This window comes from Methylovulum psychrotolerans (assembly GCF_002209385.1).
Taxonomy (GTDB): domain Bacteria; phylum Pseudomonadota; class Gammaproteobacteria; order Methylococcales; family Methylomonadaceae; genus Methylovulum; species Methylovulum psychrotolerans.
In genome coordinates this window covers 1,679,404-1,692,508 of the sequence record NZ_CP022129.1, presented here as the reverse complement: position 1 = coordinate 1,692,508, position 13,105 = coordinate 1,679,404, and the positions used below count along the sequence as shown (strand labels likewise).

General features: G+C 47.1%; 13 protein-coding genes. 6 read left to right on the top strand and 7 right to left on the bottom strand.

What is annotated here, in order from left to right:
- Positions 1-46: 46 nt before the first annotated feature.
- A complete protein-coding gene (locus CEK71_RS07695; protein ID WP_088618846.1) occupies positions 47-499 on the bottom strand; it encodes a DUF934 domain-containing protein in 453 nt (150 codons plus the stop codon).
- Complete coding sequence (locus tag CEK71_RS07690; RefSeq protein ID WP_088618845.1) at positions 486-2,138, bottom strand: nitrite/sulfite reductase; 1,653 nt, start codon at positions 2,136-2,138, stop codon at positions 486-488. Before CEK71_RS07690 ends, CEK71_RS07695 begins: the two co-directional genes overlap by 14 nt.
- Before the next feature lie 184 nt (positions 2,139-2,322).
- On the opposite strand from CEK71_RS07690, the gene nhaD reads away from it, so the two are divergent.
- The 5 genes from nhaD (at position 2,323) to CEK71_RS07665 (ending at position 7,052) form a co-directional block, all read left to right on the top strand.
- Positions 2,323-3,657 (top strand): sodium:proton antiporter NhaD, encoded by a 1,335-nt coding sequence (nhaD, locus tag CEK71_RS07685; RefSeq protein ID WP_408630487.1) that lies wholly within the window; start codon positions 2,323-2,325, stop codon positions 3,655-3,657.
- A gap of 542 nt (positions 3,658-4,199) precedes the next feature.
- On the top strand, positions 4,200-5,339 hold the full coding sequence (gene dnaJ / locus CEK71_RS07680; protein ID WP_088618844.1) for a molecular chaperone DnaJ: 1,140 nt from the start codon (positions 4,200-4,202) through the stop codon (positions 5,337-5,339).
- 2 nt (positions 5,340-5,341) lie between these two features.
- Positions 5,342-6,160, top strand: coding sequence for a 4-hydroxy-tetrahydrodipicolinate reductase (dapB, locus tag CEK71_RS07675; protein ID WP_198328496.1), 819 nt, complete (start codon positions 5,342-5,344; stop codon positions 6,158-6,160).
- 97 nt (positions 6,161-6,257) lie between these two features.
- Positions 6,258-6,644, top strand: coding sequence for a 4a-hydroxytetrahydrobiopterin dehydratase (locus CEK71_RS07670; RefSeq protein WP_088618842.1), 387 nt, complete (start codon positions 6,258-6,260; stop codon positions 6,642-6,644).
- A gap of 198 nt (positions 6,645-6,842) precedes the next feature.
- A complete protein-coding gene (locus tag CEK71_RS07665) occupies positions 6,843-7,052 on the top strand; it encodes a cold-shock protein (protein WP_019867332.1) in 210 nt (69 codons plus the stop codon).
- 61 nt (positions 7,053-7,113) lie between these two features.
- On the opposite strand, the gene CEK71_RS07660 is transcribed toward CEK71_RS07665, so the two are convergent.
- From CEK71_RS07660 to rsxB, 3 genes are read right to left on the bottom strand one after another with little or no spacing between them, the layout of a single operon-like run.
- Positions 7,114-8,271, bottom strand: a complete 1,158-nt coding sequence (locus tag CEK71_RS07660) for a methyltransferase (protein WP_408630484.1) — start codon at positions 8,269-8,271, stop codon at positions 7,114-7,116.
- Between the two features lie 9 nt (positions 8,272-8,280).
- Positions 8,281-8,847, bottom strand: coding sequence for an elongation factor P-like protein EfpL (gene efpL / locus CEK71_RS07655; RefSeq protein WP_088618840.1), 567 nt, complete (start codon positions 8,845-8,847; stop codon positions 8,281-8,283).
- Positions 8,848-8,901: 54 nt separating this feature from the next.
- Positions 8,902-9,450, bottom strand: coding sequence for an electron transport complex subunit RsxB (gene rsxB, locus CEK71_RS07650; protein ID WP_088618839.1), 549 nt, complete (start codon positions 9,448-9,450; stop codon positions 8,902-8,904).
- A 112-nt stretch (positions 9,451-9,562) separates the two neighbouring features.
- Between rsxB and CEK71_RS07645 the strand changes: the two genes are divergently transcribed.
- The gene (locus tag CEK71_RS07645; protein ID WP_088618838.1) at positions 9,563-9,775 is read left to right on the top strand and encodes a type II toxin-antitoxin system Phd/YefM family antitoxin; all 213 of its coding nucleotides are present in this window, start codon (positions 9,563-9,565) and stop codon (positions 9,773-9,775) included.
- A gap of 62 nt (positions 9,776-9,837) precedes the next feature.
- Here CEK71_RS07645 and CEK71_RS07640 read toward each other — a convergent pair whose 3' ends face one another.
- Positions 9,838-10,911: a restriction endonuclease subunit S gene (locus CEK71_RS07640; protein ID WP_088618837.1), complete on the bottom strand. Its 1,074-nt coding sequence runs from the start codon at positions 10,909-10,911 to the stop codon at positions 9,838-9,840.
- A 20-nt stretch (positions 10,912-10,931) separates the two neighbouring features.
- Positions 10,932-12,968, bottom strand: a complete 2,037-nt coding sequence (locus tag CEK71_RS07635) for an HsdM family class I SAM-dependent methyltransferase (RefSeq protein WP_088618836.1) — start codon at positions 12,966-12,968, stop codon at positions 10,932-10,934.
- Positions 12,969-13,105 lie beyond the last annotated feature (137 nt).

The window sequence follows — 13,105 nt, the reverse complement described above, 5'->3', positions numbered from 1 at the left end:
GACAGCTTAGCGGGCTCTAAAGCGACCAGCGATAACAGTCTAGCGGCTAATTCACCGAAGCCTGATACGTCACAGTAAAATCCTGCAAATAGCCCAATTGCACGGGCAACTGCTCGGCGGTGGCGGGTTTGAAGGCATTCACCCCTACCCTCGCCAAATAAAACACCTGATCGGGCATATAGTGTCCGGTCGCACGGATTTCGCCTTGGAAACCATAACGGCTACGCAACAGCCAAGCGTGGGAAAACAGACGGCCATCGGCAAAGTCAGGAAAATCCAGCTCCACCAAGGCAATTTTGTCCAGATCAGCGGCAAAATCGGCGACACTGTCAGCGGGGCTGATACGGATACCCAATTGGCCTTCATGCGCCAAAAGTTGCGCCTTTTCGGTCTGCCAGCGGCTTAAGGATACGCTAATATCGCCCGCCGCCAACTCGGCATCATCCGCCAAATCTTGCCAATTATCGTCAACAATCTGTTTGTCTTTAATGAGTTGCATATACTTGCTCCTTGAAAGGGTCGATGCCTACCCGTTTTACCATGTCCAAAAAGGTTTCGTCTTCCAGACGTTGCTGGACGTAAACGGACAATATCGTCGTGACCGCTTGGGTAACTTCGGTTTTGGCAACCGCAGGCCCTAAACGCTCGCCGATAGCCGCTTCGTTTTCGGAAGAGCCACCCAAGGTGAGCTGATACCATTCGGTGCCTTTTTTATCGACCCCCAAAATGCCGATATGGCCGACGCTTTGGTGCGCACAGCCGTTCATACAGCCGGATATGTTGATTTTGACATCACCAATATCATGCAGATAATCCATGTCATCTAACACGTCATTAATTTCTTTGGTAATGCCGATAGATCCGGCATTCGCCAGCGAACAAAAATCCAGACCTGGGCAGCAAATGATGTCGGTAGCCGTGCCGATATTGGGCGTGGCTAAATTCAGCGTCTGCAACTGTTGCCACAAAGCCAACAAATCTGCTTGCTTGACATCGGAAAAAACCAAGTTCTGGCGGTGGGTGGTGCGCAATTCGCCAAAGCTGTAGCAGTCCGCCAAATCGGCGACAGCATCCAATTGGGCATCGGTCATATCGCCGGGCGGCACTTCAGGGGCTTTGAGCGACAAGAACACCGCGCGGTAGCCGGGTACTTTATGGCTGACGGTATTGTGTTTATACCACGTCGCAAAGGCCGGATTTTCTTGTATGGCTTGGTTAAAGGTCTCATCTGCCGCAGCGGTCTGGTCATAATCCGGCAGGGTAAAATGGCCTTTAATGGCTTCAATACGCGCGTCGGATAATTCCATACCGTCTTTAATCTGTTGCCACTCCGCTTCCACCATTGCGGAAAAAGTATCCAGACCGGTTTCTTTAACCAAAATCTTGATACGCGCCTTATATTTATTGTCGCGGCGGCCAAACAGGTTATAAATTCTGAGGATGGCTTCCAGATAAGACAACAAATGCTGCCTTTCTAAAAAAGGCCGGATGACTTGGCCAATAATCGGGGTACGGCCTAAGCCGCCGCCCACCAAAATCCTAAAACCCGTTTCGCCCGCGTCATTTTTGACCAGATGCACGCCAATGTCGTGGAACTGCGTCGCCGCACGGTCGCTTAAAGAGCCGCTGACGGCGATTTTAAATTTACGCGGCAAATAATCGAACTCAGGGTGTAACGTTGTCCATTGGCGGATAATTTCGCAATACGGGCGCGGATCTTCCAACTCATCGACCGCCACCCCGGCCAAATGGTCGGATGTCGTGTTGCGCATACAGTTGCCGCTGGTTTGGATGGCATGCATTTGCACGGTCGCCAACTCCGCCAAAATATCGGGTACTTGTTCCAATTTCGGCCAGTTATACTGGACGTTTTGGCGGGTGGTGAAATGGCAATAGTTTTTGTCATACGTCCGGGCGATATGCGCGAATTTGCGCACTTGCGCGGAACTGAGCAAACCGTAAGGGATGGCGACCCGCAACATGGGCGCGTGGGTTTGGATATACAGGCCATTTCTAAGACGTAAGGCGCGGAACTGGTCGTCAGTCAGCTCACCTTGCAAATATTTTTCGGTTTGCCGTCTAAACTGGGCGACCCGTTCATTGACAAGGGTTTGGTCTATTTCGTTATACTGATACATGATGCGTGTTTGGGCTACCTTTCAGGCAAAAATTCGTAGTTGTCCATCATATACTGTGCGTCATAAAATGACAAAATTTATTGGATGGTGATACCATTAACTGTTAAATTTTGTGTATTTGTTCAATTATATTAAGAGAGAGGGGGATTTTGTGGTTCGTTTTTTATTAGTGACGTTACTGGTTATGCTGGTACCGCAACTGGCGATGGCGGAAACGGAGGGATTTGCGAATCTCGACATGACCGGCACGCAGCGCGGCATCTATACCGTATTAATTTTTGTCATTGCTTACGGCTTTGTAATGACAGAAGAATTTACCCATTTGCGCAAGTCCAAGCCAGTTATTCTGGCGGCGGGCATCATTTGGGCGCACGCGGCGATTTTGGCACAGCAAAAAGGTGTGCCTGCTGAAGAAATGCACGCGGCTTTTGAGCATGATTTGAAAGAATATGCCGAGCTGATGCTGTTTTTGCTGGTCGCTATGACCTATATCAACAGTATGGCCGAACGTAACGTGTTTGAAGCGCTGCGTTCTTGGCTGGTCAGAAGACAATTCGGCTACCGTAAATTGTTCTTGATCACCGGTATCATCACGTTCTTCTTGTCATCAGTGGCCGACAACCTGACTGCGGCCTTGTTAGTCGGTGCGGTGGTTCTGGCAGTGGGTTCTGACAATCCTAAATTCGTCAGCATCGGCTTTGTCAACTTGGTGATTGCCGCTAACGCGGGTGGCGCGTTCTGCCCGTTCGGCGACATTACCACGCTGATGGTTTGGCAAGCGGAATACGCGGAGTTCTTTGACTTTTTCAGACTGTTCGTCCCTTCATTGGTTAACTATGCCGTACCTGCGGCCGTCATGTACTTTGCCGTACCTGATGAGCAGCCCAAAGCCACCACCGAAGAAGCTGTGCAATTGAAATATGGCGCGATCCAAATCTGCGTGATGTTCCTGTTCACCATCGCGACTGCGGTCAGCTTTAAACAAGCCCTGCATTTGCCGCCTTTCATGGGTATGATGGTCGGCTTGTCTGCGTTGATGCTGTATGGCTATTTCATTAAAGTCAAACACACACCAGAAGGCGAAGAAGGCTTTGATATTTTCAACAAAGTCCGTCATGCCGAATGGGACACCTTATTGTTCTTCTTTGGTGTGGTGTTCGCGGTCGGCGGTTTAGGTTATATCGGTTATCTGGAATTGTTGTCCAGCGCCATGTACCAAGGCTTAGGCCCTACCACCGCCAACATTATGGTCGGTTTGATTTCCGCCATCGTCGATAATATCCCCGTTATGTTCGCGGTCTTGAACATGGGCGTGGATATGGACTTGTACCAATGGTTATTGGTGACATTAACCGCTGGTGTCGGCGGTTCGTTATTATCGGTCGGTTCAGCGGCTGGAGTTGCCTTAATGGGTCAGTCTGACCATAAGTACACTTTCTTTAGCCATCTGAAATGGACACCTGCGATTGCCGCAGGTTATGCCGCCAGTATTTTCACCCATTATTTGATTAATGGCTGATAGGCGGCTTTGCACCGCGCCAGTGGCGCGGTGCGATTGCTAGAACAAGGCCTTATGACGGTGCTAACTGGCATAAGGCCTTTTCCATTAAGGCACACCCTTTCATTAGGCAACGCCCCATAAGGCCTAGCCACTTCGCTAGCCATTAAGCCAAGCCTTTCCTACCTAACGCCGACGAGCGGCTTAACTTAATGGCGGTTCGCCCACCCCTAAACACCGTACTGGTGGTGGCCACCGCATAGCTATAAACTGCCCGTTAAGGCAGATTTTTTTTCACCCAGAGATTTAATTTTCAATAATCGCCCTTACATCTTGTTTAAAAACCGCGCCGCATTATCCTAATGCCTAATAAGGCAGGGGTAGGAAATAAACCCGTCAATTAAGGCCTTACTGATTTTAGAATCCTGAAAGGTCTATCTGGTAAATGCCGAATTTATTTCATGCCCCCTAGGCAACTCTTTGCAGCGGATTATGGCGGCAACCGGATAGCAATTTCACAACCAATTTATCGAACTTACAGAAAATAAAGGTCAAATATACACATGGCAGATAAAGAAGATTTTTATAAGGTACTGGGTATTGAGCGCAATGCCAGCGATGCCGAAATTAAGAAAAAGTACCGCAGCTTGGCGATGAAGTTCCACCCGGACAGAAACGCCGACAACCCCGAAGCGGCGGAAGCTAAATTTAAGCAAGTCAAAGAAGCTTACGAAATTCTGTCAGACCCTAAAAAACGTGCCGCTTACGACCAGTTCGGCCACGCCGGCATTGACCCGTCTATGGGTGGCCGGCCCGGCGGTTTTGGCGCGGAAGGCTTTAGCGATATTTTCGGCGATGTGTTCGGCGATATTTTTGGCGGCGGCAGACAGCAACGCGGCGGCGGTGTCCAGCGCGGTTCCGATTTGCGTTATAACCTGGAAATAACCCTTGAAGAAGCTGTAGCGGGTACTGAACAAAAAATCCGCATTCCGGTCTTAGTCTCGTGCAGCGAATGTAGCGGTTCAGGGGCGAAAAAAGGCTCATCTCCAGTGATTTGCTCCACTTGCCACGGCCACGGCCAAGTCAGGATGCAGCAAGGCTTTTTCTCGGTGCAACAAACCTGCCCGACGTGCCGGGGCACAGGCAAACAGATTAAAGACCCGTGCGGCAAATGCTACGGCCAAGGCCGTGTCCAAGAATCTAAAACCTTGTCGGCGAAAATTCCGGCCGGGGTTGATACCGGCGACCGCATCCGCTTAGGCGGCGAAGGCGAAGCGGGCGAGCGCGGTGGCCCCGCAGGTGATTTATACATCGAAATCAAGGTCAAAGACCATGAAATCTTTACCCGTGACGGTGCCCATTTATATTGCGAAGTACCTATTAGCTTTGTCACTGCCTGTTTGGGTGACGAAATACAAGTGCCTACCCTGGACGGCAAAGTCATGCTGAAAATTCCGCCCGAAACCCAAACCGGCAAATCCTTCCGCCTACGCGGCAAAGGGGTTAAGCCCGTGCGCGGCGGTCCGGTCGGTGACTTATTGTGTAAGGTACAAGTAGAAACACCAGTCAACCTGACCAAAGAGCAACGGGCTCTAGTGCAACAACTCGGTGAATCTTTGACGGGCGGCGGCAAACACCATAGCCCCCAAGAACACACCTTCTTGGATGGGGTGAAAAATTTTTTCGATAAACTGACAGGATAATCATGAACCGGATCGCAATTGTCGGCGCCTCAGGACGCATGGGGCTATGCTTGCTAAAAGCCGCCAAACTGGCCGAAACCGGTACGGCGCAAGCCAAGCTGACGGCGGCCATTGCCCGCCCGGGCAGCCATATTGGGCAGGATGCCACCTTATTGGTGGGCATGGGTAAATCCGGCCTAAAAATAGTCGATGACTTAGTAAAAGTGATCGATGAGTTTGATGTCGTGATCGACTTTACCCGCCCTGATTACTCCATACAAACCCTGAACCTGTGCCGTAGTGCCGGAAAAAAACTGGTCATCGGCACCACAGGCTTTAACACTAGCCAAAAAGACCTGATTAACCGCACCGCAGCGGAGATTGCCATCGTCATGGCCCCTAATTTTAGCGTCGGGGTAAACCTGTCGCTAAAGCTGCTGGAAATCACCGCCAAAGTCATGGGCGACTATACCGATATTGAGGTCATAGAAGCCCATCACCGCCACAAAATTGACGCACCCTCAGGTACGGCCTTAAGAATGGGCGAAGTCATTGCCCAAAGCTTAGGACGCAACTTAGAAGACTGCGCCATTTACGGGCGCGAAGGCAATACCGGCGAACGCGACCGGAAAACCATTGGTTTTTCGACCATCCGTGCGGGTGACATTGTCGGCGAGCATACCGTCATGTTTGCCGACGAAGGTGAGCGCGTCGAAATCACCCACAAAGCCAGCAGCCGCATGACCTTTGCCAACGGGGCGGTCAGAGCCGCCATCTGGCTACAAAACAAAGCGAATGGCCTGTATGACATGCAGGATGTGCTGAATTTAAAACAGCTCTGACGCAAGGTTTTGCGGAATGGTTTAAGCAGACTAAATCCGACCCACCCGGACGTTACCATCCGGGTGGTTATTGACAACACACCAAAGAGGTTATGTTATGGGCTGGAGAGAACACACGCACGATGAAACCTACAGCGATGCCGAAACCGAAGCGCGGTTGGCGGCAGAATTGCCACATTGGTATCTGGAAAATGGTTGGATACGCCGCAAATATAAAACCAGCGGCTGGAAAAGCACCCTAATGGTGGTCAATACTATCGGGCATTTGGCGGAAGCCGCTTTCCACCATCCTGACCTGAGCGTTTCCTACGCCTTTGTCATCGTTAAATTAATGAACCATGCCGCTAAAGGCATCACTAACAAAGATTTTGAATTAGCAAGGAAAATCGAAGACGTGATCCAGTGGCAACCCGGCAAAACGGAAGGCGGCTCCTTAACGGGTACGCCAGACGACCCGCGCTTTAAATACCTGAAATATGATTAACAGGCAAGTCCAATTAACAAAGACGTGATGCAAGTCTCATTACCTTAAAAATAATCGGAGTTTAACCAAAATGTCTTTGCCCTAGCTGTATTTTTAGTGCTAACATGAGTTGCAGTTCGAGATTGAGCCAGCCTTTTTACAGGGCTGGGATTTATAAAGCCAATTCATGTTGGCGATTTTTTAAGTAAAGAGTGTCATATGTCAGATCAAGTTGTAGGTACCGTTAAATGGTTCAATGATGAAAAAGGCTTCGGCTTTATTGAACAAGAAGGTGGTAAAGATGTTTTCGTTCACCACAGCGCAATTAACGGCACCGGCCGCAAAACCTTGCGCGAAGGCCAAAAAGTGACCATGCAGGTGACTCAAGGTCAAAAAGGCCCGCAAGCTGAGAACGTAACCCCAGCGTAACTATCTTTAAAAGAACCCAAAAATGCTTATTTTTGGGTTCTTTTTAGCGTTGCGCAAGCGTTTAAACCACCGCCTTAACAATCACAAATTTGGCATTCCCGGCAACTGCCGACACTTTGCCGAATAAGCGTTTAAGCGGAACGTGATAACCCAAATGGCGATTACCTATCACCCAAAGTTGGCCATTTTTGCGTAATACGCGGCGCGATTCCTTAAACATCGCCATAGCAATATGGTCGCCGATGGTGTTTTGCTGATGAAAAGGCGGATTGCATAAAATCATATCAGCCGAGGCGGAAGCCATGGCCGTCAAACCGTCTCCCACCTGAAACGTCGCCGCCCTGCCCCCGCCAAACGCCCGCCGGAAGTTTTCCTCAGCCGAAGCCACCGCCATAAAAGACTCGTCAATAAAATGCAGCCTAGCGGCCGGATTGCGTTCGGCAGCTAACAAACCCACCACCCCGTTACCGCAACCTAAATCCACTATATCCAAAGCATCCGCAGCAGCGGGCAAATGCTGGAGAAAAAACCGTGTGCCTATATCCAAGCTGTCACGCGAAAAGACATTGGCATGGTTAGCCAAGCGATAGGCGGTATTTTCCAGCGTGTAATAGACGGGATACGGATTAGCCGGATACGGATTAGGCGGCAACACTTTCGCCCCATCAGGCCGGACAAAAATTAACCTCGCTTTTTTTTGCGCTAAAGAAGTCGTGGTCGGCCCCAGCAAACGCTCCAACAATTTCCAGACATTAGCCGGTAAGGCCTTGATCATGCCGGCCACCACCACTTGGCTGGTTTCGCTCAGATGCGGACGTAAACGCAGCAACTGGTCTTCCAGCAACGCCAAAGTCTTCGGCACCTTAATCAACACCCAATCAAAATGGCCTGTTAAAGGTGCCAGGCTACTGATTAAAGCCACTTGCGCCTCATCCATGCCATTAGCCGCCAGATTCAGCCGTGTCGCCTGTTGCGACAAATACGAGTCCGACAGGGCACAAGGCCACCATGCCGCCAACGCCACCGCCAACGCACCGAAACTATCGTTCAGCACCAATAGCCGGGCGGTTTGGGCGGGCGCAGACGCGGCGAGATGCGCCAGCAGATACTCGTCCGCCGCATCAAAAGCGCGTAACAATTCCTTAGGACGCTTAGGCAACCGCCCCAACTCAAATTGACCTTGGGGGACATTTAACACCTGCCCGTTATCGTGCATCATCACAACCCATCAGGCGCGGGACGAATATTTGCCCGTTTCGGTATTGACCTTAATCAGCTCACCCGTTTCCAAATACTCCGGCACCTGCACCTCCAAACCTGTGCTTAACCGCGCCGTTTTTGTCCGCGCCGAAGCCGAAGAGCCTTTAATCGGCGGCGGCGTTTCGATAACCTCCAAAACCACCGTGGCAGGCAACTCAATCCCCAGAATTTCATCGTCAATCAACAATGCGACGATACTTTCCAGGCTTTCGGTCAAATACTCGACCTGCCCTTCCAAATCCTCAGCCGCCAGTGTGTATTGGCTATAATCTTCGGCGTTCATAAAAATATAATTATCGCCGTCCTTGTAGGAATACTGCACCTTAGCGCGTACCAATTCCGCATCCTTAAACATATCATCGCCTTTTAGCGATTCATCCAGCTTCAAGCCGGTCTTCATATTATTAAAACGGACTTTATACAAAGTGTTCGCCCCGCGCGATGACGGGCTTTTTACATCCACATGCTTAACGATATGCGGCACACCGTTAATCTCCACCACCATACCCCGTTTTAAATCACTTGCCTTTGCCACGCTTTAATCCTCTTTGGTTTATATCAAACTTTGGTTTATATCAAATCTGGTCACTTAAACCGCTTTTACCTTCAACAACGCCGCTTTTTTCAGCCTAGCGCGTTCCGCCTTCTCGGCTTCCTCTTGCGCCTTACGCAATTGCCGTGCTTCATAACGGCGTTTTGCCAAAGCCGCCTGCCCGCGCTTGTCCAAACTGTGCGCATCTGCTGCGACAGGCTGCATAACGATACAATCGACCGGACATGGGGCGACACACAACTCACAGCCCGTACATTCCGCCGCCAGCACAGTGTGCATAAACTTAGCCGCCCCTAAAATGGCATCGACCGGACAAGCGGCGATACACTTGACGCAACCGATACAATCCTGCTCAATAATAAAGGCCACCTGTTTCGGCTTATGCTCACCAAACGCCGGATTCAGCGGCTTAGGCGGCACACCCAACAAGGCCGCCAAAGCCGCAATGCCTTCGTCACCGCCGGGCGGGCATTGGTTAATATCCGCCCTACCCTCAGCCATCGCCTGGGCATACGGACGGCAACCTTTAAAACTGCACTGGCCGCATTGGGTTTGCGGCAAGAGATTATTAATGTCTTCTATCACGGTCTTATCGGCTTCAATTTATCGTCAATTAGTAGAGAGGGCGGACATTTGCATCCGCCCGAACATTCCAGTAAGCTAGGCCGCCTATTATACAAGCACTCATGCCTTTTCTATGGACGCAACCACTTATACTTTTGCACGGGCGCATTTAGCCGAAACAATGGAAAAGGTTTGTGACAATCACGAACCCGTCATCATCACCAAAAACCGTGACCGTCACGTCCATGCTGTCGTGATGATCTCACTGGAAGATTATCAGGCATTGGAAGAAACCGCCTATTTGCTCAAAAATCCGGCATTATGTAGCAGGCACATAAATAATTAAATCAACGGGTTGCAACTTACAACCCGCCTGTAATTTTTGTCATTTTACTGCTTTTAATTAGTCTATACGACTTCTTTAGTAGCTGCTATTTTTTTATCGGCATACAAAACCACCTCTTTTATAATTAATTTTTGAATAGCGGAGATAAAAGTTTCCATGATGGCATAATTTGGTTGGTTGGTTGGTTGGTTGGTTTGCGTTGGTAGTAAAATATTTAATTCATCCGCATCTTTTGCATAAAAATTTCTTCCATAATTAAACTTTCCAGTATAAGATGAATTATGAATTGCCATTGTTACAAAAATTGCTGCAAATTTTGGCAAATTCTCGGTATGGACAACCGCAATATGGTCGTCACAACCATATTTGTAATTTCTGTATTTTGCAGAACCAAACATATCAATTGTCGTGGTGTTTTCTGAAAAAACAGTAACATCGTTTCCGATAAATGCAGAAACTCCTTCATCGGCTTCTCCCGCTGTCACAAAAGGTAAAGTTCCAGAAATTCTGTCTGCACTTTTCAAGCGCTTACCGCGAGTTGATTTTCCAAATAGTTTTTCAAGATTAAAGGTTTGCCATTTTACATTTTCAAAATCATCTAAAACCTGTTGTTCTTCGGCAGTTAAGGTGTAATCTTTTAGCCCAGTAGCCAATAAATACGCTTCCAATTCCGCTATACGCTCCGCTTCTAGCTCCGCTATAAAGCTTTCCATAAATTCAAAATCTATTTCGCCATTTTTCGTTGGTAGTAAAATGTTTAATTCATCTGCATCTTTCGCATAAAAATTTCTTCCATAATCAAACTTTCCTGTATACGACGATTTATGAATGGCCGCTGTTACAAAAAGGGCTGCAAATTTTGGCAAATTCTCGGTATGGACAACAGCAATATGGTCGTCACAGCCATATTTGTAATTTCTGTATTTTGCAGAACCAAACATATCAATTGTCGTGGTGTTTTCTGAAAAAACAGTAACATCGTTTCCGATAAATGCAGAAATTCCTTCATCGGTTTCTCCCGCTGTCACAAAAGGTAAAGTTCCAGAAATTCTGTCATCACTTTTTAGTCGTTTTCCACGAGTAGATTTTCCAAATAACTTTTCAATTCTATGCTTTCCCCACTTAACTTTTTTCAATTTCTCGTTAAGTGGGGTGATTACTTTCCCAGACGTTCATCCTCTCCGCCTTGCTGTTTCAGAAGGCTACTTACTTCCCAAGCCAAGTAATCGCTTACCGTTTTTTTAAAGTCTTGCAAAGTTGGTTTTGTATCTATCTGTGCGGTTTGGTTCCAGTCAGCGCCGTTTTTGGGATCAATAGCACCTTCATGATATTCTTTATCGATAAATATTTTTAGTTTCGATTTCCCAAAGCGCACCAAATTTACTAACTCTTCATAGCGTTCTTTGGCGCGGTCGGTGTCTTTTAGGTTATTACTGGCTTTTTTGCGGTTGGTGCGGGTGTAGCCATCATTAGAAAAATCGATAAATTTCACCATTTCATCTTTATGGTGTTTTTCGTTTACTTTAAACACATAGATATTAGTTTGTACGCTAGATTTACCGATAAACAAATCAATCGGCATTTTGATACTTGCTAATAGCGTATGCTTTTCTAATATTCTTCTATTGTATTCTTTCGCCCTTCCCGAACCCGCCGAGTTTTGAATAATGATAGCCGCATAGCCCTTGTTCATCATTCCAAGGGCTTTTTCCACAAAGATCATCCCGTTGCCTTGTGTAGAATACGGCGGATTAAGTACAAATGCGTCAGCAGGGAATTGATTGTCAATTTTGCCAAAACCGTATTTTCCGTCAAAATCTTTTATGGAGTCTTTGTTTAAAATGTTGGAGCTGCCATCGCCCATCAAAATCATATTTAAGATTGCCAACATATAGACGCTTGATAGCAACTCTAAACCTAGCAATTGTTCCGCTTTTATTGTGATTTCTTTTTGAGTAAGTTCTTCGGGTGAAGTAAGGGTATTTTTGGCATCGATTAGCATTTCGTTCATGGCGGCTACCAACAAGCCTGCTGAACCTGTAGCAAAATCCCATACATAAGAGTCTTTATTTACCCTTGCCAGTTTTACCAGAAGTGTAGCGACATAGGCAGGTGTCAGAACAACATCATTGAGTGTGTCTTGCGAAAAACCGAGCCAGCCATACATTTCATTAAAGAGCTTTCCTGTGAAATCGGTGGTTAAGCCTATTTTGTAATATATGCCCAAGTCATCGACAATTTTTGTAAAAACCCTTTTGAGTTGGCTTTCGCCGTTTTCAACTTTGTTGATATTTTCGGTTAAAAGTGTATTTTGTAACGTCCTTACAATAAGCTCTTTTTTCTCTTTTGGTAGTTCTTTTTCACTCAAAAAGGCTTTTATTTTCCTTACTATGATTTCACCGTCAGTATTGCCTTGTTCGGTAGACGATTTTAGGTCGGATTTTTCGAGCGGTGTCACTTTTCCAGGTATGCCAATGGTTGCAATAATAGCAGCGGCAACGAGATAAACACGGTCATTTTCTCCCAAGCCTTGTTCGTTTCGGTAAATATCGTTGTTGAGCTTTACCAAACTGGCATCAATTTCTCTTTCCCGTTGTTCCTTAAGTTTATCTATTTCTTCTTGCGACAGACTCAAGGTTTTTACTTTTTCGATAAAGGCATCGAAATTTTTAGGTGCTAAAAAAGAAAGGTCTGAATATTCGCCAATTTTTTGCCCTGCGCCAAAATTGCTTTTTGAAACATAATATACACCCATTTCATGTTGGATTTTTCCTGTTTCATCTTTATAACCCGTCATCCCGATAGCGATTATGTCGGTATAACTGGTGTGATGTAGCAGGGCATTTGCATAATGTACCGCGCCGTTTACCGCAAACGACTTGATATTTTTGAAATGGGGTTCATTTTTGGAAGTTCGGTTTTCAACTTGTCCGTTAGCGTCAAGTTTTTCCAATTTATCTTTATATCCTTTGTATTCAATCAGTATTGGAAAAAATCTAAGATTTTTATCTTGCAATAGTAGTTTTGCATCAGGACGATTTGCCCCTGTTCCACCACTTTTAGTAAAGTAATCAAACAGTGCTTTGTCTATTTCTGTATTTAAAGATTCTTGTTCTAATTTGTAATCTAACTTGTAAGATTTAAGCCAGCTATTAGCTAAATCAGCAATATTTGGCTCTATTGATTGTGCCATCTTTGTCCTTGCTATCTGTTTGTGTTTCTTGAGAGAATTTATAGAATGCTGGTAGCTTTTTTCAATTGGCTTTGAATCCGGCTCGGATAGTCGGATGGTTACGTCCAAAAGCTTAACGTCCTGCAAGAGCCGGGAAC

Coding starts and splice junctions, on each gene's coding strand:
- CEK71_RS07660 (WP_408630484.1), bottom strand. CDS start 8,271: ATGATGCACGATAACGGGCAGGTGTTAAATGTCCCCCAAGGTCAATTT.
- CEK71_RS07670 (WP_088618842.1), top strand. CDS start 6,258: ATGGGCTGGAGAGAACACACGCACGATGAAACCTACAGCGATGCCGAA.
- dapB (WP_198328496.1), top strand. CDS start 5,342: ATGAACCGGATCGCAATTGTCGGCGCCTCAGGACGCATGGGGCTATGC.
- nhaD (WP_408630487.1), top strand. CDS start 2,323: ATGCTGGTACCGCAACTGGCGATGGCGGAAACGGAGGGATTTGCGAAT.
- CEK71_RS07645 (WP_088618838.1), top strand. CDS start 9,563: ATGGACGCAACCACTTATACTTTTGCACGGGCGCATTTAGCCGAAACA.
- CEK71_RS07690 (WP_088618845.1), bottom strand. CDS start 2,138: ATGTATCAGTATAACGAAATAGACCAAACCCTTGTCAATGAACGGGTC.
- dnaJ (WP_088618844.1), top strand. CDS start 4,200: ATGGCAGATAAAGAAGATTTTTATAAGGTACTGGGTATTGAGCGCAAT.
- CEK71_RS07665 (WP_019867332.1), top strand. CDS start 6,843: ATGTCAGATCAAGTTGTAGGTACCGTTAAATGGTTCAATGATGAAAAA.
- CEK71_RS07695 (WP_088618846.1), bottom strand. CDS start 499: ATGCAACTCATTAAAGACAAACAGATTGTTGACGATAATTGGCAAGAT.
- CEK71_RS07635 (WP_088618836.1), bottom strand. CDS start 12,968: ATGGCACAATCAATAGAGCCAAATATTGCTGATTTAGCTAATAGCTGG.